Source organism: Enhydrobacter aerosaccus, assembly GCF_900167455.1.
Taxonomy (GTDB): Bacteria; Pseudomonadota; Alphaproteobacteria; order Reyranellales; family Reyranellaceae; genus Reyranella; species Reyranella aerosaccus.
Genome location: NZ_FUWJ01000005.1, coordinates 94,180 through 115,428 on the forward strand (window position 1 = coordinate 94,180; position 21,249 = coordinate 115,428).

23 protein-coding genes are annotated in these 21,249 nt (G+C 65.0%); 8 read left to right on the top strand and 15 right to left on the bottom strand.

Features of this window, described 5'->3' with window-relative positions:
• Window positions 1–12: 12 nt before the first annotated feature.
• From B5D62_RS19160 to B5D62_RS19200, 9 genes are read right to left on the bottom strand one after another with little or no spacing between them, the layout of a single operon-like run.
• On the bottom strand, window positions 13–1,092 hold the full coding sequence (locus B5D62_RS19160) for an SGNH/GDSL hydrolase family protein (protein ID WP_085935543.1): 1,080 nt from the start codon (window positions 1,090–1,092) through the stop codon (window positions 13–15).
• Window positions 1,089–2,207, bottom strand: coding sequence for an NAD(P)/FAD-dependent oxidoreductase (locus B5D62_RS19165; protein WP_085935729.1), 1,119 nt, complete (start codon window positions 2,205–2,207; stop codon window positions 1,089–1,091). Before B5D62_RS19165 ends, B5D62_RS19160 begins: the two co-directional genes overlap by 4 nt.
• Window positions 2,204–3,610 carry an FAD-dependent oxidoreductase gene (locus B5D62_RS19170; RefSeq protein ID WP_419188796.1) on the bottom strand — a complete coding sequence of 469 codons (1,407 nt, stop codon included), beginning with the start codon at window positions 3,608–3,610 and terminating at the stop codon, window positions 2,204–2,206. The genes B5D62_RS19165 and B5D62_RS19170 overlap by 4 nt, the downstream gene beginning before the upstream one ends.
• On the bottom strand, window positions 3,610–3,900 hold the full coding sequence (locus B5D62_RS19175) for a (2Fe-2S)-binding protein (protein WP_085935545.1): 291 nt from the start codon (window positions 3,898–3,900) through the stop codon (window positions 3,610–3,612). The genes B5D62_RS19170 and B5D62_RS19175 overlap by 1 nt, the downstream gene beginning before the upstream one ends.
• Window positions 3,881–5,005, bottom strand: a complete 1,125-nt coding sequence (locus B5D62_RS19180; RefSeq protein WP_085935546.1) for an NAD(P)/FAD-dependent oxidoreductase — start codon at window positions 5,003–5,005, stop codon at window positions 3,881–3,883. Before B5D62_RS19180 ends, B5D62_RS19175 begins: the two co-directional genes overlap by 20 nt.
• Entirely contained in the window at window positions 4,995–5,801 is an 807-nt protein-coding gene (locus B5D62_RS19185) for an ABC transporter permease (RefSeq protein ID WP_085935547.1), read from the bottom strand. The genes B5D62_RS19180 and B5D62_RS19185 overlap by 11 nt, the downstream gene beginning before the upstream one ends.
• Complete coding sequence (locus tag B5D62_RS19190; protein WP_085935548.1) at window positions 5,798–6,649, bottom strand: ABC transporter permease; 852 nt, start codon at window positions 6,647–6,649, stop codon at window positions 5,798–5,800. The genes B5D62_RS19185 and B5D62_RS19190 overlap by 4 nt, the downstream gene beginning before the upstream one ends.
• Before the next feature lie 52 nt (window positions 6,650–6,701).
• On the bottom strand, window positions 6,702–7,625 hold the full coding sequence (locus B5D62_RS19195) for an ABC transporter ATP-binding protein (RefSeq protein WP_085935549.1): 924 nt from the start codon (window positions 7,623–7,625) through the stop codon (window positions 6,702–6,704).
• Between the two features lie 12 nt (window positions 7,626–7,637).
• Window positions 7,638–8,672: an ABC transporter substrate-binding protein gene (locus B5D62_RS19200; protein WP_085935550.1), complete on the bottom strand. Its 1,035-nt coding sequence runs from the start codon at window positions 8,670–8,672 to the stop codon at window positions 7,638–7,640.
• 113 nt (window positions 8,673–8,785) lie between these two features.
• On the opposite strand from B5D62_RS19200, the gene B5D62_RS19205 reads away from it, so the two are divergent.
• Window positions 8,786–9,700 (top strand): LysR family transcriptional regulator, encoded by a 915-nt coding sequence (locus tag B5D62_RS19205; protein ID WP_085935551.1) that lies wholly within the window; start codon window positions 8,786–8,788, stop codon window positions 9,698–9,700.
• On the opposite strand, the gene B5D62_RS19210 is transcribed toward B5D62_RS19205, so the two are convergent.
• Both B5D62_RS19210 and B5D62_RS19215 read right to left on the bottom strand, forming a co-directional pair.
• Window positions 9,666–10,589: an SAM-dependent methyltransferase gene (locus B5D62_RS19210; RefSeq protein ID WP_085935552.1), complete on the bottom strand. Its 924-nt coding sequence runs from the start codon at window positions 10,587–10,589 to the stop codon at window positions 9,666–9,668. The two genes, B5D62_RS19205 and B5D62_RS19210, sit on opposite strands and share 35 nt — an antisense overlap.
• Complete coding sequence (locus B5D62_RS19215; RefSeq protein ID WP_085935553.1) at window positions 10,586–11,596, bottom strand: adenosine deaminase; 1,011 nt, start codon at window positions 11,594–11,596, stop codon at window positions 10,586–10,588. The genes B5D62_RS19210 and B5D62_RS19215 overlap by 4 nt, the downstream gene beginning before the upstream one ends.
• Window positions 11,597–11,686: 90 nt before the next feature.
• Between B5D62_RS19215 and B5D62_RS33650 the strand changes: the two genes are divergently transcribed.
• From B5D62_RS33650 to B5D62_RS19245, 6 genes are all read left to right on the top strand, one after another.
• A complete protein-coding gene (locus B5D62_RS33650; protein ID WP_178097481.1) occupies window positions 11,687–12,118 on the top strand; it encodes a DUF6496 domain-containing protein in 432 nt (143 codons plus the stop codon).
• A 124-nt stretch (window positions 12,119–12,242) separates the two neighbouring features.
• Window positions 12,243–14,585, top strand: coding sequence for a xanthine dehydrogenase family protein molybdopterin-binding subunit (locus tag B5D62_RS19225; RefSeq protein ID WP_085935554.1), 2,343 nt, complete (start codon window positions 12,243–12,245; stop codon window positions 14,583–14,585).
• 133 nt (window positions 14,586–14,718) lie between these two features.
• On the top strand, window positions 14,719–15,015 hold the full coding sequence (gene grrA / locus B5D62_RS19230; RefSeq protein WP_170921024.1) for a GrrA/OscA1 family cyclophane-containing rSAM-modified RiPP: 297 nt from the start codon (window positions 14,719–14,721) through the stop codon (window positions 15,013–15,015).
• A gap of 13 nt (window positions 15,016–15,028) precedes the next feature.
• Window positions 15,029–16,237: a cyclophane-forming radical SAM/SPASM peptide maturase GrrM/OscB gene (grrM, locus tag B5D62_RS19235; protein WP_170921025.1), complete on the top strand. Its 1,209-nt coding sequence runs from the start codon at window positions 15,029–15,031 to the stop codon at window positions 16,235–16,237.
• Window positions 16,234–16,980 carry a hypothetical protein gene (locus B5D62_RS19240; RefSeq protein WP_085935556.1) on the top strand — a complete coding sequence of 249 codons (747 nt, stop codon included), beginning with the start codon at window positions 16,234–16,236 and terminating at the stop codon, window positions 16,978–16,980. The genes grrM and B5D62_RS19240 overlap by 4 nt, the downstream gene beginning before the upstream one ends.
• Window positions 16,981–17,020: 40 nt before the next feature.
• Complete coding sequence (locus tag B5D62_RS19245) at window positions 17,021–17,566, top strand: ester cyclase (protein WP_085935557.1); 546 nt, start codon at window positions 17,021–17,023, stop codon at window positions 17,564–17,566.
• Window positions 17,567–17,570: 4 nt separating this feature from the next.
• Here the strand turns inward: B5D62_RS19245 and B5D62_RS19250 are convergent, their stop codons facing one another.
• From B5D62_RS19250 to B5D62_RS19265, 4 genes are all read right to left on the bottom strand, one after another.
• Window positions 17,571–17,783, bottom strand: a complete 213-nt coding sequence (locus B5D62_RS19250) for a hypothetical protein (RefSeq protein ID WP_139373970.1) — start codon at window positions 17,781–17,783, stop codon at window positions 17,571–17,573.
• 52 nt (window positions 17,784–17,835) lie between these two features.
• Window positions 17,836–18,336, bottom strand: a complete 501-nt coding sequence (locus B5D62_RS19255; RefSeq protein ID WP_085935558.1) for an NUDIX hydrolase — start codon at window positions 18,334–18,336, stop codon at window positions 17,836–17,838.
• A gap of 89 nt (window positions 18,337–18,425) precedes the next feature.
• Complete coding sequence (locus B5D62_RS19260) at window positions 18,426–19,463, bottom strand: M23 family metallopeptidase (protein WP_170921026.1); 1,038 nt, start codon at window positions 19,461–19,463, stop codon at window positions 18,426–18,428.
• Between the two features lie 207 nt (window positions 19,464–19,670).
• A complete protein-coding gene (locus tag B5D62_RS19265) occupies window positions 19,671–20,096 on the bottom strand; it encodes a tetratricopeptide repeat protein (protein WP_170921027.1) in 426 nt (141 codons plus the stop codon).
• A gap of 212 nt (window positions 20,097–20,308) precedes the next feature.
• On the opposite strand from B5D62_RS19265, the gene B5D62_RS19270 reads away from it, so the two are divergent.
• Entirely contained in the window at window positions 20,309–21,223 is a 915-nt protein-coding gene (locus B5D62_RS19270; protein ID WP_170921028.1) for an ABC transporter substrate-binding protein, read from the top strand.
• The last annotated feature ends 26 nt before the right edge of the window (window positions 21,224–21,249 follow it).

Sequence of the window (21,249 nt, forward strand, 5' to 3'; positions counted from 1 at the left end):
GCTTCGAGCTGCCTACTCGTCACCGGTCTTGAGCGCGTCGGCGATCAGCCGTGCCGCCAGGGCATTGCCGCGGACGTTGAGATGATAGTTCGCGTAGTAGGAGTCGGGCGCGCGGCCCACGCCCTCCTTCTCGAACGGCCCGAACGTGTCCAGAGTCGGCAGTCCGGCCTTCGTCGCACAACCCAGCACGGCCGCCACGGCGGCATGTTCGGCCGCGCCGCCGGCCGGATCGGACCAGCCCAACGATTGGGGCAAGGACACCACCAGCGCCTTGACGTCCTGGCGTCGGACCAGATCGGCGAAACGATCCATCAGGCGGCAGGAGATGACGGCCGGATCGGCACCCGTCCACACGACGTCGCCATACCAGAGCTCGACCGCGCCGAGCCGGCGCATGACGAAGTCCAGCAGGCGCGAATAACCGAGGACATCGCGGGCGGCCGTCAGCCACGGCGACTTGAGCGCGGTCTGCACCGGCACATTGCGCAGCTCCAGACTATCGCCCGCCGGCATGAAATAGGGCTTGCCCATCGAGTCGCGCACGGAGAACGAGGTGCGCGTCGTGTCGTCGGCGATGAAGGCCAGCACCACCGTGTGCGGCTTGAGGCGCGGCACCAGCCGCTCCGCCCGCAGCACCATCTGGTCGATGCCGTAGCCGCGCACGCCGCCGTTGAGCACCCGCCTTCCCGTTAGCCGCTCGAGGTCGGCCGGCCACGTCTCGTCGTTGCCGACGCCGAACCCTTCCGTGAAGGAGTCGCCAAGCGTGAGGATCAGGGGGCCGGTGGCCGCCGGCTGGCCGAGATTGTGCGCCCGGGTGCCTTCGGCCGAAACCGTGAACGGCTTGTCCATGAGCGTGCCCGACACGCCCGGGATCGGTTGCCAGCCGAGTTCGGAGTCGTAGGCGAGCTGGCGCTGCAGCACCGGTCGGTAGGTCAGTTCATGGATGTAGTTGGGATAGCGCCAGAGCGACGCCTCGGGATCGAAGACCCGTGTCAGCACCTCACCGACCAGCAGACACAGCACGACGGTCACGAAGGAAACAGCGAGCCCTCCCGCGAGCGAAGGCGAATGGCGGGACGATCGACGCTTCATCCCCTGCTGAACCGCGCGATGCCCAGCCCGTCGATCGGCACGTTGCTGGCGCCGGTGGCGATCAGCTCCGCCATCATCGCCCCCGTGCCGGGTCCGAGCTGGAAGCCATGGGCGGAAAAGCCGAACTGATGATAGATGCCCTCCGAGGTCGAACTGGGACCGATGACGGGAATGTCATCCGGCATCCGCGCTTCGATTCCTGCCCAGCCACGGACGATCGTGGCCTCCCGCATCACCGGGAACAACTCCCAGACCGTGCGCGCCGATGTCGTGAGTTTGCTCCAGTCGAGCACCGTGCGGTTCTCGTCGCGAAACGGCGTGGCCAGATGGCCGCCGCCGATCACGACCGTGCCATTGGCAAGCTGCTTGAAGGAGAGCTTGCGGCCGCGCAGGATCACCACCGGCTGAATGAAGGGCGGCACGCGGCTGCTCACCATCAGCATCGGCGCGATCACCTCGAGCGGCACCGGCTCGCCCAGCTGGGCAGCAATGCGATCGGCCCAGGCCCCGGCGGCGTTCACCACCTTCGGCGCCTCGATGGGACCGTCGCTGGTCTCGACACGCCAGACCGTGCCGGCTCGGGAGAGGCTCGTGACACGCACGCCCTCGATCACCTCCGCTCCCTTCTCAATCGCGCGCCGGCGAAAGGCCTGCGTCGTACGGAAGGGATCGGCGGCGCCGTCGCGGCGCGACACCACGCCGCCCGGACAGTGGTCGGACACCGCCGGCACCAGCCGCTTCAGCTCGGCGCGGTCGATCAGCTCCTCATACGTGAAGCCGCGCAGGCGCAGCTCATCGACGCGGGCGCGGAAGCCCGCCAACTCCTCCTCGCTCTCGGCCACCAGCACCGTGCCGTGACTGTCGAAGCCGCAATCGTCGCCGACCAGGTCCTCGATATGCTCCCAGATCGCCATCGACGAAATGGAGAGCGGAATCTCGGCGACATGGCGGGCGAGCTGGCGCACGCCGCCGGCATTGACGCCCGAGGCATGGCGGCCGGCATAGTCCTTCTCGACCAGGATCGGCTTCAGGCCGCGCAGGGCAAGATGCAGCGCCGTCGAACAGCCATGAATACCTCCGCCGATGACGACGACGTCGGCGGTCCTCACGGTCAGCGCTCCACGGCCTTGCGCTCGGCCTCGCCGATCGGCAGCGAGGCGAGCTCGGCCAGCGTGATCGGCTTGACCGGCGGGCGCAGGCGATAGTAGCCAACCTCGGCCGGCGAGACGCGGCGCTGCTCGGCAATGAGCTCCGTGACGGTGAGGCCGCACAGTCGTCCCTGACAGGGCCCCATGCCGGAGCGCAGGAACGCCTTCATTTGGTTCGGACCCTCGCAGCCCATGTCGGCAGTGGCGCGGACCTGCTGGGCGGTCACCTCCTCGCACCGGCAGACGATCGTGTCGCCCTCCGGCCGACGGAAGGAATCGCTGGGCCGATAGATCACATCGAGAAAGGCCCGGCCCATCTCCTCGCGCGCCAGCTTCTGCCGGACGACCTGCGGAGCGGGCACGGAGGCCTCGGGCTTCAGCGCCCGTACCGCAGCGATGGCCGCGATCCGCCCGCGCTCAGCCGCCGCCGTGCCGCCGGCAATGCCGGCTCCATCGCCCGCGATGGCGATGCCAGGTACGGAACTGCCGAAATCGTCGTCGAGTTCGGGCACGAAACAGAGCTGGCGCTCGTTCCAGCGATGGGCCGCGCCGGCCGCCATGGCGAGGTTCACGTTCGGCACGACACCATGATGCAGCAGCAGCAGGTCGGCCAACAGTCGGCGTTCGCTGCCGCCGGAGACATAGACCACTTCCTTGAGCTTGCCGGCGCCGGTCGCCGCGAGCTTCTGCACCGGGATCACCGGGACCGCGGCCTTCACCTCACGCATCAGCCCAAGGCCCTTGCGCCAGTAAGGCGAGAGCAGGAAATCCGGCAGATGCGGCAGCGCGCGCAGCCAGTTGCGGCGCGAGGATGTCTCGAGCATCGCCTCGATTTTCACCCCGGCACGCAGGAGCTGCGCCGCCAGCAGCCATAGCAGCGGCCCGCAGCCGGCCAGCACGGTGCGTCCGCTCGGGACGAGACCCTGGGCCTTCAAGGTCGTCTGGGCGGCGCCCGCCGTCATGACGCCGGGCAGCGTCCAGCCGGGAATGGGGAACGGTCGTTCCAGCGCGCCAGTCGCGATGATGACCCGGCCCGCCTGGACGAGCCGGGCCTTGCCGGCGATCGAAATCCCGACCGCCAGAGACGGGTCCAACGTCCAGACCGTGGCGCCGTTCACGATCGACGCGCCGCTCGCCTTGGCTTCGGATGCCAGGGCCGCACCGGCCCAGTAATCCTCACCGAGGACGGTGCCGTTCTTGACCGGGGTCGAGGTGATGCCGCGATAGATCTGGCCGCCAACGCCCGGATTCTCGTCGAACAGTACGGTCGACAGCCCTGCCCGGGCAGCGAGGGACGCCGCCGCCAGCCCCGCCGGGCCGCCGCCGATGACGATAAGATCGTAGGCTGGAGAAAGATCCGCTGCTGCGATCATCGCCCCGCCTCCCGCTTGCCGACCTGCGTCGCCACTTCCATGCCTTCGCGCACCGGCACGAGGCATCCCTGCCGATTGCCGATTCCGTCGATCGTCACCAGGCAGTCGAAGCAGACACCCATCAGGCAATAGGGCGCCCGCGGGGCACCGGTGACGGGTGTGGTGCGGCAGTGGTCGATACCGGCCGCCAGCAGCGCTGCCGCGACCGTATCACCGCTGCGGGCGCGGACCGTCTGACCATTGACCTTGATGGTCACGGTCGGCGTGTCATGCAGCCTCTTGAACATGGAACCTCCGCGCGCTGAAAGGAGCGACCAGCGACTTGTCGAGAGCGCCACGGGCGATCATGGGCGCCACGGTGAGCGCGTGATTGGCCGCGAGCGTGACGCCCGAATGGCAGCACAGCACGAAGGCGCCAGGATGCGTCTCCGACTCGTCGTAGATCGGGAAACCGTCCCCGGTCATGACGCGGATCGCGCTCCAGGTCCGCACGACGTTGACGTTCGCCAACAGCGGAAACTGCCGCACCGCACGCTCGGCTTCCGTCGCCGCCACGCCCAGCGTCAGCCGAGCCGGATCGGTGCCTTCTTCCTTGGAATCGCCGATCATGACCGTGCCCTCGTCGGTCTGGCGCAGCGTCACCACGGGGTAATTCAGGAACGGCCGCAGCCGCTCCGTCACCACGATCTGCCCGCGTTCCGGTTTCATCGGCGCTTCGAGCCCGACCATCGGAGCCAGCCGCATGTTCGCATTGCCGGCGGCAAGCGCGACACGGCCGGCCCTCACCTCGCCCTGCGGCGTGAAGAGCCTGAAGGTCCCGCCCTCCCGGCGGATGTCGTCGACCCGATGGCTCGGCAGATAGGCGACGCCGCGCGCGTGGATCGCCTGATGCAGCGTCCGGAAAAGCCGCAGCGAGTTCACATGTCCGTCGAGCGAGCAATAGCTGGCGCCGACAACCTCCGGCCCAATATCCGGCAGCATCTTCGCGACCTGCGAATGGTCGAGGATCTCGGTCTTGTAATCGACGATGCCGGGCTGGTTGTGCAGGCGCTTCAGGACGTTGGCCCGCGCCTCTAGCTCCTTCTCGGACAGGGCCAGATGGAAGCCACCCGGCCTCTGGAAGCAGACGTCGAGCCCGGTCTCGTCCTTGAGCAGGCCGGCGAAGCCCGCCCAGGCCTCGGACGATCGGATGGTCCATCCGGCATAGGCGGCGAGGCCCAATCCCTTGCTCTGCACCCATACCAGGGCGAAGTTGCCGCGACTCGCCCGGACTGCACGGTCGCCCTCGTCCAGCAGCGCGACGCGACAGCCCTCGCGCGCCAGGCCCCAGGCCGTGGCGGCGCCGACCAGTCCACCGCCGACAACGACGACGTCGTATTCACTAGCGGCCATGACCGGCCTTTCCGACCAACAGGCGCTCAAGCCCGTAAGCCCGATCGAGAGCGATCAGTGCCGCGACCGTGACGGCGATCACGCACGCCGACACCGACGTCACCAGCGGGTCGATATTGTCCTGGATGTAGAGGAACATGCGCACAGGGAGAGTTTCCGTTCCGGGGGCTGCGATGAACACCGTCATCGTCACCTCGTCAAATGAATTGATGAAAGCCAACGCCCAGCCGCTCACCAGGCCAGGCAATACCAGCGGCAGGGTGATCCGCTTGAGCACCGTCGCTTCGGAGGCACCCAACGAGATCGCGGCATGCTCGATGCGGCTGTCGAGTCCCACCGCCGAGGCCAGCGTCAGGCGCAGGGCGAAAGGCAGCACGACCACGATGTGCGACAGCACCAGGCCGGTGAAGGTCCCTCCGAGACCGATCTCGGTGAAGAAGCGCAGGAAGGCGATGCCCAGCACGACGTGCGGGATCATCAACGGCGACATGAACAGCGCCGTCATGCCCTCCCGTCCCGGGAATCGATAGCGGGCGATGGCCAGTGCCGCCGGCACCGAGATCGCGACCGCAAACGCCGAGGAGAGAGCACCCAGGCCGAGGCTGCGCCAGAAGGCGGAAATGAACTCCGGATAACGGCCGATGGCGTAGAACCAGCGCAGCGACCAGTGACTTGTCGGGAAGGACAGGAATCCTTCCGGCGTGAAGGCGACCCAGCACACGACCACGATCGGCATCAGCATGAAGATGACGAACAGCGTGTGATAGGCGAGTGCCAGCGGGCCGTTGCGGCTCATCGGAACACCTGCCCGTAACGGCGTTCGACCAGACGGTTGGCCCCGACCATGATGATCACCAGCGCCACGAGCAGCAGCACTGCGACCACGGCTCCCAACGGCCAGTTCAGGGTGTTGAGGAACTCGTCGTAGGCGAGCGTCGATGCGACCTTGAGTCGTCGCCCGCCGATGATGGCGGGCGTGGCGAAGGCCGAAGCGGCGAGCGCGAAGACGATTACAGCGCCCGACAGGATGCCGGGCATCGCCTGCGGTAGGACGATGCGGCGCATCACCGTCAACGGCCCTGCCCCCAGGGCGATCGCGGCATTCTCGACCTGGGGATCGAGGCGCTGCAAGGCCGCCCAAACGGAAAGCACCATGTAAGGCATCAGCACATGCACCATGGCGACAACCATGCCGGTTTCGGTGAACATGAAGGGCAGCGGCGCGTCGATCAGGCCCAATCCGGTCAGCGCCTTGTTCACCAGCCCGGCATTGCCGCCGAACAGAAGCGCCCATCCCAATGTACGGGCGACGACGGAGATCAGCAGCGGCCCAAGGATCACCAGCAGAAAGATGCCGCGCCAGGGGCTCTTCATGCGGTTGAGGATATAAGCTTCGGGCGCTCCGAAGACGGCGGAGAACAGCGTGACCAGCAGGGCGATGCGAAAGGTCCGCCCGAACATCTCGGCGTAATAGGAATCGGTGAAGACCTCGCGCCAGTTCTTCAGGATGAAGACCGGCTCGATGCCCTTGTATTGGCCCCAGTCGTGGAACGACAGCGCCACCGTCATGCCGAGCGGCACGATCACGATGGCGGCGAACAGCAGCAGCGCCGGCAGCGAGAGCAGGTACGGCGCGGACTTCATCTGACCGAGGCCTCCGGCACAAACCGATCAACCCTATTTTCTGCCCGACGGATCATCTCGTTCCCCAGGCCAGATGCACCGCAGCGCCCTCGCCGGGCATGTCTTCGCCGGTATTCTGGCGGATCACCGTCACGAGGCCCGATTTCGTCTCGACCTGGTACAGCCAATGATTGCCCTGGAAGATTCGGGTGCGCACCGTGCCGGCCAACCCGCTCGTGGCGAAGGCGATCCGCTCCGGCCGCACGGCGCTGCCCTCGAGAAGATTGGTCTTGCCGAGGAAGCTCGCGACAAAGGGCGTCGCCGGATGCTCATAGGCGTCGAGCGGCGTCGCGATCTGCTCGGCCCGGCCCTTGTTCATCACCACGACCCGGTCGCTGAGTGCCATCGCCTCGGCCTGATCGTGCGTCACCAGGATCGTCGTGGTCCCGACGGTGCGCTGGATCTGACGCAGTTCGATCTGCATCTCCTCGCGGAGTTTGGCATCGAGGTTGGAGAGCGGCTCGTCGAGCAGAAGAATGCGTGGCCGGATCACCAGCGCCCGCGCGAGCGCCACGCGCTGCTGCTGGCCGCCGGAGAGCTGCCGCGGATGGCGCGCCGCGAAAGCGCCAAGTCCCACGAGTTCGAGGGCATCGGCCACCCGCTTGGCCCGCTCGCCGCCTCCGACTCCCTGCATCTCCGGACCGAACGCGACGTTCTCGGCCGCCGTCATATGCGGAAACAGGGCGTAGCTCTGGAATACGATCCCGAGGCCGCGTTTCGCCGGCTTCACTGCCAGCAGATCCTGGCCCTCCAGCCGGATCGCCCCTCCGCTCGGATCGACGAAGCCTGCGATCATCTGCAACGTCGTCGTCTTGCCGCAGCCGGAAGGGCCGAGGAGGGAAACGAATTCTCCCTTCTGCACTTTCAGCGACAGACCATCGACCGCGACCTGCGCCCCAAATGTCTTTCGGAGCGCATCAAGTTCGAGGAAGGACACGTGCCGGCCGTTCTAGCGCTCGACTTCGCGATTCCAGCGCTTGGTCCATTCCTCGCGCTGCGCGTTGATGGCGTCCCAGTCCGGCGTGATGATCAGCTTGGCGCGCTCGCCAACCGGCGCCATCTTGAGTTCCGGCATGTTGACGTCGACCTTGGTGTTGACCGGGCCGTTGCCCATCTCCTTGGCCATCAGGGTCTGCACCTCGGCCGAGATCAGCGTCTTGATCAGCTCGCTCGCCAGCGGATTTACCTTGGCCTTGGCCACCGGACAGGCCGACGCCAGCAGGATCGGCGCGCCTTCCTTGGGATAGATGAAGTCGACCGGGAACCCGGTATTGGCGAAAGCCTGGACACGACCGGTGCCCCAGACCGCGATGTTGGCCTGACCCGACTGGAACAGCTCGGTCATCTTGCCCGGCGACGGCTCATAGACCAGCACGTTGGGATTGACGTCGTTCTTCATCACCTTGAAGCCCGGTTCGATATTCTTCTCGCCGCCGCCGTTCATGCGGGCGAACATCATGAGGGTGTAAAGGCCGTAGGTATTGTTGATCGGCGGGATGACGAGCTGCTTCTTGAATTTGGGATCCTTGAGATCGTTCCAGGAGGTCGGCGTCGCCCAACCCTTGTCCTTGAAGACCTTGGTATTGATCATGAAGCCGGTACCGGTCTGGCCGACCGCGACGGCCTTGTCGTCCTTGAACAGGGCGGCAGGATAGAGCTCATCCTTGTTCAGCCCGTCGATCTTGGCGCAGAAGCCGAGCTGGATGGCCTGATACATCGGACCGTCATCGACGATCGCCACATCGATGACCTGGTTCGCCTTCTGTGCCTGCAGCTTGGCCAGCGTATCGGTCGAGTTTCCCGCGACATACTCGATCTTCACGCCGTGCTTGGCTTCGAAGGCCGGAAACACCTCTTTGCGCAGAAGTGAATCCCAGACGCCGCCGTAACCGGCAACCGTGAGTGTCTGCTGTGCCGATGCCGATCCGGCGATCAACAGGGCCACCGTCCCGATTGCTCCCGCCATCCAGGTTGAACGCCCCATCTGCCCCTCCGTTTGCCTGTTTTGAAGGCTGCCTCGTTTATGCTCACCGGTCGTCATGGTGGCGTCAAATTCGAAATTTCAGGCGTTTTCATAACAGGATGTTATAAAGCCCGATGCGAGGCCTGAATCCCCGGCAGATCGAAGCCTTCCGCGCCGTCGTGCTGACTGGCGGAGTGGGTTCGGCCGCCAACCTCATCAACGTCACCCAGCCGGCGGTCAGCCGCATGATCCGCGACCTGCAGCGGCAGCTCGGCCTGACGCTATTCGAGCGTCGCGGCACCGGGCTCGTACCCACCAGCGAGGCGCTGTCGCTCTATGCCGAGGTCGAACGCGCCTTCGTGGGGCTGGAGCGTATCTCGCAGATGGCGACAGAACTGCGCACTCGCGGCGCCGGCTTCCTGCGCATCGCCGCCCTGCCCGCGCTGGCGAACGGCTTTCTGCCGCGCTTCGTCGGCCGATTCCTCGCCGATCGGCCCAAGCTCGATGTCGTCCTGTCCGGCCTGGTCTCGCACGCCGTGGTCGCCGCCGTCGCCCAAGGCCAATGCGATCTCGGCTTTGCCGAGGCCTCGATCGAACATGCTGCCGTGCGCCACGAACGCATGCCCGCGGCGCCGTTCGTTGCGGTGCTCCCGCAGGACCATCGGCTGACCCGCAAGAAGCGACTGCGGCCGAAGGACTTCGAGGGCGAGAACTTCATTTCGCTTGGCCATTCGTCGCTGTCACGGTTCCGCGTCGACCGCGTCTTCGCCGAGCATGGCGTGAACCGCATCCTGCGCATCGAGACGCCGCTGTCGGAGATCGCCTGCTCGTTCGCCGGATCGGGGGCGGGTGTGACACTCTGCGAGCCCTTCACCGCGACCGAATATGCGACCCGCGGCATCGTCGTGCGGCCATTCGAGCCGCGCATCAACTTCGAGTTCGCCGCTCTCTATGCGGCGCAACGCACCCCGCCGCCCGTGGCCCGCGAGTTCATCGACAGCTTCAAGGCCCACGTCACGGCTTTCCTGCGCCATCCCCTTCCAGCATGAATGTCAGCTCATGCTTGTTGTGATGCAGATGCATCACCCGTGCGCCCGGCAGCGCTGCGAAGGCCGCCGCAGTGTCGTGGTCCGTCTCGCCTTGGAACTTGATGGTGCAGACGAAGTTCCGCACCAGCCCCGACGCCCGCCACCGTTCGACGAGACGGAGCAAACGGGCCGGATAGCAGATGACGTCGGAGAACAGCCAATCCACAGGTCCGATGCTGTGCGGTTCGAGGGCAAAGGCGCTCTCACCGCGCCACTGGACGCCCGGCATGGCCATGACCTTCGGATCGAGCGGCGCCTTGTCGATGGCGATCACTTCGGTGCCGAGCTTCCCCAGAACATAGGTCCAGCCGCCCGGCGAAGCCCCGAGGTCGATACAGCGTTCGCCGGGTTGCGGCCAGCGGCGGAGGCGAACCAGCGCTTCCCATAGCTTAAGATACGCCCGGCTTGGAGGCCCGGCCTTGTCCTCGACGAAAGTCACCTCGCCGTTGGGAAAGGGCGAACTACACCGGGCGGCCGCCAGCATCCGGTCCGGTGCCAGCAACGTCCACGAACCGAGCGGCGCGGTCGGTGCCGGCGCGGGAAAGACGATCGGCTTGGCGGAGACATGCGGCAGCCGTTCCTGGATCAGCGCCGCCCGTCGATAATGGAGCGGCGCATGCATCGCCCAGTTGCGCTGGATCGCACGCAAGGCCTTGGCGGCTTCCCCGATCGAGGGCACCGGCAACTCCCGGCAGTCGAACCAGGTATTGGCCGCCCAGGCGGCGGACATGGCCGGTTGATCGCAGATGAACAGTCGGCCATGTCGGGCGCGCACCGTTCTGCCGGCTCGCCGCAGTTCTTCCTGGAGTTGCGCCTCGAATCCCTCGGCGGCGAGATAGGCGGAAGTCATTCCTTCAGAAAAGCGTCCAGCGCCGCCAGATGCCGCTGCTTGACGGCCTCGTCGCAGAAGGCGGCCGTAAAGCTGTTGCGGGCGAGCGTGACGATATCCTCGCGCGTCAGGCCGAGCGCCTGTTGGACGGCCAGGAAGTTTTCGGTCACGTAACCGCCGAAATAGGCCGGATCGTCGGAATTGACGGTCGCCATCAATCCGGCTCGCAGCATGTGCTTGAGAGGATGTTGGGCCATGTCGGAGACGCCGCACAGGCGGAGATTCGACAAGGGGCAAACCGTCAACGGGACCTTCTCCGCTGCCAGCCGCGCCGTGAGTTCCGGGTCGTCGAGCGCGCGATTGCCGTGATCGATGCGGCGAACGGCCAGGATATCCAGCGCCTCGCGGACATAGTCGGCCGGCCCCTCCTCCCCGGCATGCGCGACGGTGGCGAAGCCGAGATCGCGCGCCCGCTCGAAGACGCGCCGGAACTTCGACGGCGGATTACCCTTCTCCGACGAATCGAGGCCGACGCCAATGATGCGGTCCCGCCATGGCAACGCCTGTTGCAGGGTCCTCTCGGCACTTGCCTCGTCGATATGACGCAGGAAGCACATGATCAGGCCGGTCGTCAGTCCAAATTCACGTTCCGCATCCTTGAGTGCGCGCCACAGACCATCGATCACGGTCTTGAAGGCGATGCCACGCTCCGTGTGCCCCTGCGGGTCGAAGAAGATCTCGACATGGCGAACATTCTGGGACGCTGCCCGCCGCAGATAGGCCATGGCGAGATCATGGAAGTCCTGCTCTTGCCGCAGCACGCTCATGCCCTCGTAATAGAGATCAAGGAAGTCCTGCAGGTTGGTGAAGCGGTACGCCGCACGCAGTTCCGCCACGCTGCCATAGCGCAATTGGACTCCGTTACGTGCCGCCAATGCGAGCATCATCTCCGGCTCGAGGCTGCCTTCGATGTGGATGTGCAGTTCCGCCTTGGGAAGCTGCGCGATGAACTGGCCGAGGTCGGTCATGCTGCAACCTATCACCTAAGTCGGCGTTCGCAGACAAGGGAAGTCAAGAACGGCAATCCGAGTCGGGGGGCTTCATCAAGGGAGCATTTCATGGCCAGACAATCGCCGTCCCAGCGCAAGAGCGTCGGGCGGGTCATGCACGAGTTCAAGCACGGTGAGCTGAAGAGCGGCCCACGCGGACGGGCCGGCAAGGTCAAGAATCCTCGACAGGCGATCGCGATCGCGCTGCATGAGGCCGGTGCCTCGAAGTACGAGGGCAAGCAAGAGAATCGCCGCAGCTACGCCCGCACCAAGCAGAAGGAGGCACGCGGCGAGACCGCGCAGCAGGAAGCCGAAGGCAAGAGCCGGGTCGGTGCGCGCGGCCGTCGTGAGAGCAGCCGGGCGATGGGCGGCAAGAATGCCAAGACCACAACGCGTAGAGGCGGTCGTGTCACGACCGCCCGACGCAAGAGCAGCAGCCGCCGTCCGGCAGCAGCCACCCGCCGTCGCAAGAGCACGGCGCGCCGACGCAAGGCGGCGTAACCCCTCCTCGTTCGCGGATTTCCAGGTCGTAACACAAGCTTCGCGGACCGCGCAGCGACGTGATCCGCGAGGCTTTCAATCCGGCTGCCGGCCGTCTAACCTCCACGGAATAGCGGAGGAATGCATGGCGAAATTCGGCATCGGTCAATCGGTTCGCAGAGTCGAGGATCCCCGCCTTCTTACCGGTGGCGGTCGCTATACGGACGATACCAAGCTCGCGCAGCCTGCGGCTCGCGCCTATGTGTTGCGCAGCCCGCACGCTCACGCCGACATTACCAAGATCGACACGGCAGCGGCGAAGAAGGCGCCGGGCGTGCTGCTGGTCTTCACTGGGGAGGACGTAAAGAAAGCGGGGTTCGGCGACCTCCCCTGTCTGGTGCCCGTGACCAACCGTGACGGCACGCCGCGCGCCGAAACGTCGAGGCCGATGCTGGCGCAAGGCCGCGTCCGGCATGTCGGGGACCCCGTGGCACTGGTGGTCGCGGAGACGCTCGAGCAGGCCAAGGACGCCGCCGAACTGATCGAGATCGATTACGCGCCCCGCCCCCATACCGTCGGCACATACGAGTCCGCCCAGCCCGGCGCGCCCCTGGTCCACGATCACATCAAGGGCAACATCGCCTTCGATTGGGAGATGGGCGACAGAGCCAAGACCGAGACGGCCTTCGCCAAGGCCGACCGGGTGGTGACGTTGCGGCTGGTGAACAATCGTCTGGTTGTGAACTCGATGGAGCCGCGCGGCGCCATCTGCGAATACGATGCCAAGGACGACCGCTCCACGCTGTGGGTATCTTCGCAGGGCGTGAGCGTGATCCGCCCGGTCGTGGCGGACATGATTCTGAAGATCGGCCAACCCAAGCTGCGCGTGCGTACCGGCGATGTCGGTGGCGGCTTCGGCATGAAGATCTTCGTGCATCCCGAATATCCGATGGTCGTCTGGGCCTCACGCGAACTGAAGCGCGCGGTCAAATGGATCCCCGACCGCCAGGAGGCCTTCCAAAGCGACGTCCAGGGCCGCGACCATGTCTCGGTAGCGGAAATGGCCCTCGACAAGGACTGCAAGTTCCTCGGACTGCGAGTCACCACCTATGCGGCCCTGGGCGCCTATCTCAGCCATTTCGGAGCCTTCATCCCGACCATGGCGGGAACCGGCATGCTGGCCGGTCTGTATCAGACGCCGACCATTTACGTGAATGTGAAGGGCGTCATGACGAACACGGTGCCGACCGACGCCTATCGCGGTGCCGGCCGGCCGGAGGCCGCCTATCTGCTCGAGCGCTTCGTCGATCATATCGCGCGCGAGACCGGGCTGACCCCCGACGAGATCCGCAAGCGCAACCTCGTGAAACCCAACCAGATTCCCTGGACCACGGCGCTGGGCGATGTCTATGACAGCGGCGACTTCGACAATGTCATGCTGAAGGGCATGGAGAAGGGCGACTGGAAGGGCTTTCCTGCGCGCCGGGCGGCGTCGCTCGCCAAGGGCAGGTGGCGGGGCATCGGCATGTCCACCTACGTCGAGAAGTGCTCGGGCGGCGCGCCGGAGAGCGCCATCGCCAAGTTCAACGACGATGATACGATCACCGTTTACGTCGGCGTACAGACCAATGGTCAAGGCCACGAGACGGCCTTCACCCAGATCATGTCGGCCCGGCTCGGTGTCGATGGCGATCGCATCCGCATCGTCCAGGGCGATTCGGACTTCACCCCCGAGGGCATGACCGGCGGCAGCCGCTCCATCCCCGTGGCCGGCGCGGCTGTCCTGGGAGTAAGCGACAAGATCATCGCCAAGGGCAAGCAGGTCGCCGCCAGCGTCATGGAGGCAAGCACCGGCGACATCGATTATGCCGACGGGATCTTCAAGATCGTCGGCACCGACCGGCAAATGAGCCTGTTCGAGGTCGCCAAGGCCGCGAAGGATCCCAAGAACGTGCCAGCCGGTGAGAAGCCCGGCCTCGACGACGACTTCACGCGGACGCCCCAGGCGGCCACCTTCCCCAACGGCTGTCACGTCTGCGAACTCGAGGTCGATCCCGACACGGGAACCATCGAGATCCTGAACTACAGCATCATGGATGACTTCGGCACGGCATTGAATCCGCTGTTGCTGCAAGGGCAGGTCCATGGCGGTGTCGGCCAGGGCGTCGGCCAGGCATTGACGGAAAAGACCATCTACGACGACGAGTCGGGCCAGCTCATGAGCGGCAGCTTCATGGACTATGCCTTGCCGCGGGCCGACGTGGTGCCACACGTGCACTTCGACATGCACAACAGCCTTTGCAGGACCAATCCACTGGGCGTGAAGGGGGCGGGCGAAGCGGGAGCCATCGGAGCGCCACCGGCGGTCGTCAATGCAATTATCGACGCCATCTATCCCGAGACCGGCGTCAAGCACGTCGACATGCCGGTAACGCCCGCGAGCCTGTGGGCGGTCATCGCTGCCAACCGCACGAGGAAGGCGGCATAGCAAAGAATTGAAACAGAGTTTTTGTTTGTTTCTCTCCGGGAGGTCTGCATAAGCTGCTGACCTCTTGGGGGAGATAGCTTTGGCACAAGATCGTCGTAGGTTGCATGCGCTCGCCTCTCTGTTGCCAGCGGGCGTGCTGACTCTTTCCACTGCCTTGGCCACGACCGATGCGAAGGCCACGGCCGTCCCCGACAGCGGCGAAAAGAAGCCGGGCTCTGTCGCCGAGCGCCTCCAATCGATCCGGAGTTCGGTGTCCGGCGCCTTGAACGAAATGCCCGACGGCGACGCGCCGTTCCTCAAGGTCGATCCTGCCCAGCGCCTCGCCTGGTGGGGCAATGGGTGGCACAACTGGGGAAACGGCTGGCACAACTGGGGCAACGGATGGCACAACGGCTGGCACAATTGGGGCAACGGCTGGCATAACTGGTAGTTGGAGATCGGCTGTGCCTGCCCCGCCGCAGATCGGCATCGTGGTCCTGCAGCCCACCGCCTTCTGCAACATCAACTGCACGTATTGTTATCTGCCCGATCGCGACAGCAAGCATGTGCTGGCGCAGACTACGGTCGAGCGGTTATTTACCGAACTGTTCGCGTCCGGATGGGCGCTGCCTCGGATCACGGTCATCTGGCACGCAGGCGAGCCGCTGGTCGTTCCGGTGAACTTCTATCGCGATGCCTTTTCGCTTATCGAGCGGCTGCGCCCGCCATCGGTCAGCGTCGTTCATGCTTTCCAGACCAACGGCATGCTCATCGACGCGGATTGGTGTGCGCTGTTCCGCGATTGGGAGGTCGGCGTCGGCATCAGCCTCGACGGACCACGGGAATTGCATGATGCGAACCGCAAGACCCGCAGTGGCGCGGGCACGTTCGATCGCACCATGGCCGGCATCCGCTGCCTGCAGGCCGAGGGGATACCCTTCCACGTCATTTCGGTGCTGTCGGCGGCAAGTCTCGATCGTCCAGACGAACTGCTCGAATTCTATCTGGCCCACGACATCGACCAGATCTGCTTCAACGTCGAGGAGTCCGAGGGCAGTCATATCTCGGCGCTGTTCGACGGGGGCGATCTCCAGGGACGCTACGAACGCTTCCTGCGACGCTTCTGGCACGCCGCCCGAGCGAGCGGCAGGGTGCAGTTCGTGCGCGAGATCGATCTCGCCATCCCGCGCATCTTCCGTCCGAGCGAGAGCGACGCGCACAACACGCAGGTCGAGCCGCTGGCAATGCTGAACGTCGACAGTCACGGCAATGTCTCGAGCTTCTCTCCGGAATTGCTCGGCCTCAAGAACGCCGACTATGGCGACTTCCTGCTCGGCAACATCAACCGCGACTCGCTTTCAACGATCTACGAGAACTGCCTGCAGTCGGCGCTGCTGCGCGATATCCGCGCCGGCGTCATGGCCTGCCAGGCGGAGTGCGACTATTTCTCGGTCTGCGGGGGCGGCGCTCCGATCAACAAGCTGTTCGAAAACGGCTCGTTCGCCAGCACCAAGACCTCCTATTGCAAGCTGACGCAGATCGTGCCGACCGACCTGGTCCTCGAAGCCTATGACCGGCTCGAGCAGAGTTGGACCGACGACAGTTCATCTTTCCCACAAGCCGAATCCCCTGCGGTCCCGCAGGCCAGCGCACCGTCACCGAGGATGCCATGACCAGATCGACGTTGTTCGCCACCGCCTCCCTTCTGGCCGCCATCTGCGCGTCCTTCGGAGCTCATGCCCAGACGGGGCCAGCTCGTCCCTCCAATACGCCGGCTTCGACCTCCTCCGGCGCCCCACCATCCGGCGGCCAGACGTCCGACATGGCTCCCGGCTCCCAGATGGCGCCGGAGGGTGTTCCGCTGCCGATCCTGTTCGTCACCAGTGTGGAAGTTCTGCGATCGGCCCGTGACGGCGGCATGGACATCGTGCGGGCCCGCGGTCTCGTGACCTCCAATGCCTGGTCTGCTCCGCGTCTCCTGCCGATCAATGCCGGCCCGACGGTCGACGGCGTTCTGGACCTGATCTTCCAGGGCAATGCACCGCAGATGCCCAGCCCCTTGGGCTCGTTCATGGAAGTCGAGGCTCTTCTGCCGATCGCACCGGGCCATCCCTACAAGGCGGTACGCGTACGTTCGAGCTCGAATGCCGTGACGCTCAAGACCATCCCCGGCTTCGTGGAGACGAAGTTCCAGAAGACCGACTGCGCCACCTGCGTCGGCAAGTACTTCGTGGCCAAGGGCCAGGCAGCGCCCGCCAACGTCCCCGCCGCCGATATCGTCCGCCAGGAAGATCTTCCGGGCGATTTCCGCGTGATCCGTCCGGATCAGGGCATTCCCAACTACGTGCTGGATCCCAATCGCCTGACCCTGGTGCTGACCGAGGATGGCCGGATCAGCGATGCGGGCTGGGACTGAAAATTGTGCCACACTGCGCGCTCTGACATAGGAGTCGTTCATGGCATCCCATGATCTTGTCGCGCTTTGGGAAGAACACTGCCGGCACGAATTCGAAACCCGCGACGTCGATGCGACGATGGCCACGATGGTCGCATCGCCCTACGTCAACCATGTCCCGACGATGACCGGCGGCGTCGGCCACGATCAGCTTAAGCGCTTCTACAAGTACCATTTCATTGGCGGCAATCCGCCCGATACGACGCTGACGCCCGTCAGCCGCACAGTCGGTGCCGACCAGATCGTCGACGAGATGATCTTCGCCTTCACGCACACCAGCGAAGTCGACTGGATGATCCCAGGCATCCCGCCGACTGGTCGACGCGTGGAGATTCCCCTGGTCGCCATCGTGAAGTTCGTGGATGGCAAGGTCGCACACGAGCACATCTACTGGGATCAGGCCTCGGTGCTGGTGCAGATCGGCTGGCTCGATCCCAAGGGATTGCCCGTCGCAGGACTCGAAACCGCACGCAAGGTCCAGGACAAGACCCTGCCCAGCAACGAACTCATGGCTCGCTGGGCGACCAGCGCCGGCAAGCCGATCTAAAATTTCACCACGACAGCGGCGTGGTCGCGATGCCGACGACCGCGCCGCCCACACCGCCGACAACCGCACCCGGCACGACGCCGACGCCGGTCGTCGAGCCGACGACTGCGCCGGCGCCCGCGCCGATCGCGCCTCCGGTCAAGGCACGCGTTCCCGGATCATGGCCGCAGGCGCCGACAGTCAACATCAGCGCGAGCAGGCCGATAAATCTGCTCACAGCCGAACTCCATGATCTTGTCCTTAAAGAACGTGGTGGCCCGCGCGTGGTTTCAGCAAGCCGGCTGACGCGCATCGGCCTCCAGGCGGGCCAGTGCCTTCTCCAAGATCGGCCTTTGCCCGCCCAAAATCTTGACCATGGCTTCGTCGGCACCAAACCAGGCCGCGCGATCGACCTCCGGAAAGGAAGCCATGCGACCGGACCGCGGCGGCCATTCCATCTCGAACAGACAGCTCTTGAGGTTCGCAGGATCGAGATCGGCGGCCTCGATCATCCATGAATGAACCAGCTTGCCGCTCTTCTGTCGGACCGGCGGCAGGCGGCGGAAACGTCCACGGATGCTGAAGCCGGTTTCCTCCTGCGTCTCGCGCTTGGCGGCCGCCAGCAGGTCCTCGCCGTCGTCGACCTCGCCCTTGGGGATCGACCAGGCGCCGTCATCCTTGCGGGTCCAGTAGGGACCGCCCGGATGGACCAGGAAGAACTCGACAGAAGACGCTTCGCCCGGCACTCGCCGATAGAGGACGAGGCCGGCACTGGTTCTTTTCTTCACCATTGTCGATACGACCGTCTTTACAGAACCAGGTCGTCTGTCGACCTGGCTGTCGTCTCCGCCATGGCTCCGCAGAGATTCACGATGCGACGCTACATCGATTTAGCTTCGCGCGCGCGTTCGGCAAGGTCGTCCGCCACGACCTTGCGGAATTTCACCAGGTCGGGTCCGCGAAGCTGGGCATGCTTCAGGGCAGCATTACCAATCGGATTGGTAGGACGGCCATTGACGCGAATTTCGAAATGCAAATGCGGCCCGGTCGTCCGCCCGGTATTGCCAGTGTAGCCGATCAAGTCCCCCTGCTTCACCTCGCTACCGGCCTTGATGCCAGCGGCGAAAGCGGACAAGTGGCCGTATACGGTGGCAAGCTTGCCGGCGTGGTCGATCTCGATCCAGTTGCCGTAGCGCCCCTTCGGTTCCGCGCCGATGACGATCCCGTCGCCGGCCGCATAGACGGGTGTGCCGACTGCCGCCACGAGGTCCACACCCTCGTGCAACTGCATCGGCGCTCCACCAACCTTGAAGCCCGACAGGCGGCCGCTTCCCGGCGGCGCCAGGCCCATCGCAAGACCGAGAGGAGTTGGTGCGTTCACCTTGCCGGCACTCGTCAGCGGACTTGGCGCGGGAACGACCTTCGGCCTCCAGTTCTGTCCGGCCCCCCAGGGCGCGGGACCGATCGGCCCGATGGCGACGCGGGACGCCCAGGGCTGATCCACCGGATCGGCTCTCATGCCGAACCCCGACGTGACCGTAATCGACGCCAGCGGCATTTCGAGTTCGGGTGGTGCCGTGCTTTGACCGCTGGCCAACCATAGCGACTCCTGTCCGGCACTTGCCGGCCGGAAGCGATGCAGTGCCAGCGTCCCCTTGGCCGCCGTCTTGAGTTCGAGCCACAATATGTGCCCGACTTCGATCGGATCTCCTGCGGCGGTGAACATCTGCGCGTAGCGAACGTAGAAGCGATCACCGTCATGCACGTCGCGATCGAGATCGATCGTCGTCGCCAGCGCCTTCAAGCCCTCGAGCATCACGGCCGGCGGAACGCCTGCTTCCGCTGTTGATCGGTCGAGTCCGTCCTTGACGACGCCACTCACGGCAATGGCTCGCGTGAAAGGCAGATAGCTCTGCAACTGCGCCTCCGCGCAATCGCATCCCAGGAGTCGTTCCTCCTCGGGTGACGTAGCGTGAGCACTTACAGCGAGACAGGAGCAGAGGATGGCAAGTGCCACCGCGTGCGACGACATCCTGATCATCAGGCCTCGAAAGCGTTGGGGCAGCCGGAGGCGTTCATATCCAGCACGAATTACAGGAACGCGGTGTGACAAGGCCGTGACGAGTCAACGCGGCGCCTCCCATTGACGGATCAGGCGTTCCGCTTCGGCGATCTGCGCCGGAGTCATGCGCGCCTTCAGCGTGGCAAGATCCTTCGCCGCCTGATCGAGACGATCCTGATTCTTGGCCGTGTATCGCATGATTGCCAGACTGATCCACTTATAGGCCTGCACATCGTCGTGAGGCGGAATTCCCTCACCAAAGCCATACATGAAACCGATGTCGTTTTGCGCCCGGGCATAGCCCTGCTCGGCGGCCCGCAGATACCACCTGGCCGCCTCGCGGTGGTCTCGCGGCACCCCCTCCCCGCTCCAGTACATGGCGCCCAGCAGCGTCTGCGCCTCGGCATTACCCTGCTCGGCCAGCGGCCGCCAGATCGCAATAGCTGTGGCATAATCGTTGCGTTCGTAGGCGCCCGCGGCAGTCCTCATGCGCTCTTCGAGCGACTGGGCCGCCGCGAAGCTCGTGCCAAAGAGCAATATGAGTGATATCAAGAGCTTGGCTCGCATAGGGCTATCGTATTGTTCAGTTGCTCAGAAGTCATTGATCCGTTTGACACTGTAAATGAATGGTGAGTCATTAGTTGGCGCCTATGAGGAATTCGCATCCTTCCCGCCGGTCCATTGTGGCCGGCCTTGCCACAATGCCGCTGGCACCCGCCATAGTACGGGCGGAGCAGCCGCGGCACGTCGATTTGCTGATCGATTGGAAGCCAAGTCCGACACATGCGGGTGTTTTCATCGCTCGTGAGAGTGGCGCCTTCGAGAAGCGGGGTCTCGATGTGCGGGTCGTCGAGGGCCACGGCGCGAACATCGCCGCCGAGATGGTGAGCATGGGCAAGGAGTACTGGATCGCGACATCGAGCGCCGGCGCCACGGCGATCGCCCGTTCCAACGGCCAGGCTGTCCGTAGCCTTGCTGTTTACTATCGGCGCGAGCCGACTGTCCTCTATGCCCGGGCGTCCGAGCGGATCGACGCTCCGCGTGACCTCTATGGCAAGAAGGTGGGCCTCGTGCCGGGCTCGATGGCGGTCGACGAATTCCGTGCCTTGCTATCGGCCAACCGGCTCAACCGGGCGAACATCAAGGAAGTCGAGGTCGAGCCAGGACCGCAGGCGCTGCTCGACCACAAGGTCGATGCACTCATAGACTATGAGGAACTTGCCCCCGCCGAATTGCAGGCGGAGGGCCACAAGATTTCCACCCTGCGCTTCGCGGATTACGGAGTGCGGCTCTACAGCCTCAATCTCGTCGTCAACGAGATGGCCTGGCTCGACCCTGCCCGACAGGAGATCGCCCGCAAGATCGCCGAAGCCCTGGTCGAAGGCTACCAAGCTGTTCGCGACCATCCGAAGCAATCGGCCGCGCAGTTTGGAAAGCTCTTCCCGGACTTCTCCGCACGCTATCTCGAGCTCAGCTTCCAGATCGTCAGCCGACAGCTGGCCACGCCGATCGGCAGCCAAACCCGGCTGGGCTGGGAAGACACGCTCAAGACCTTGTCGTCGCTCGGCCTCCTCTCGCGCGCCGTCAGCGCTGAAGAGGTCGCCATCTACGATTGATCGTCGATCGAGCCGGCGTTTTTGGG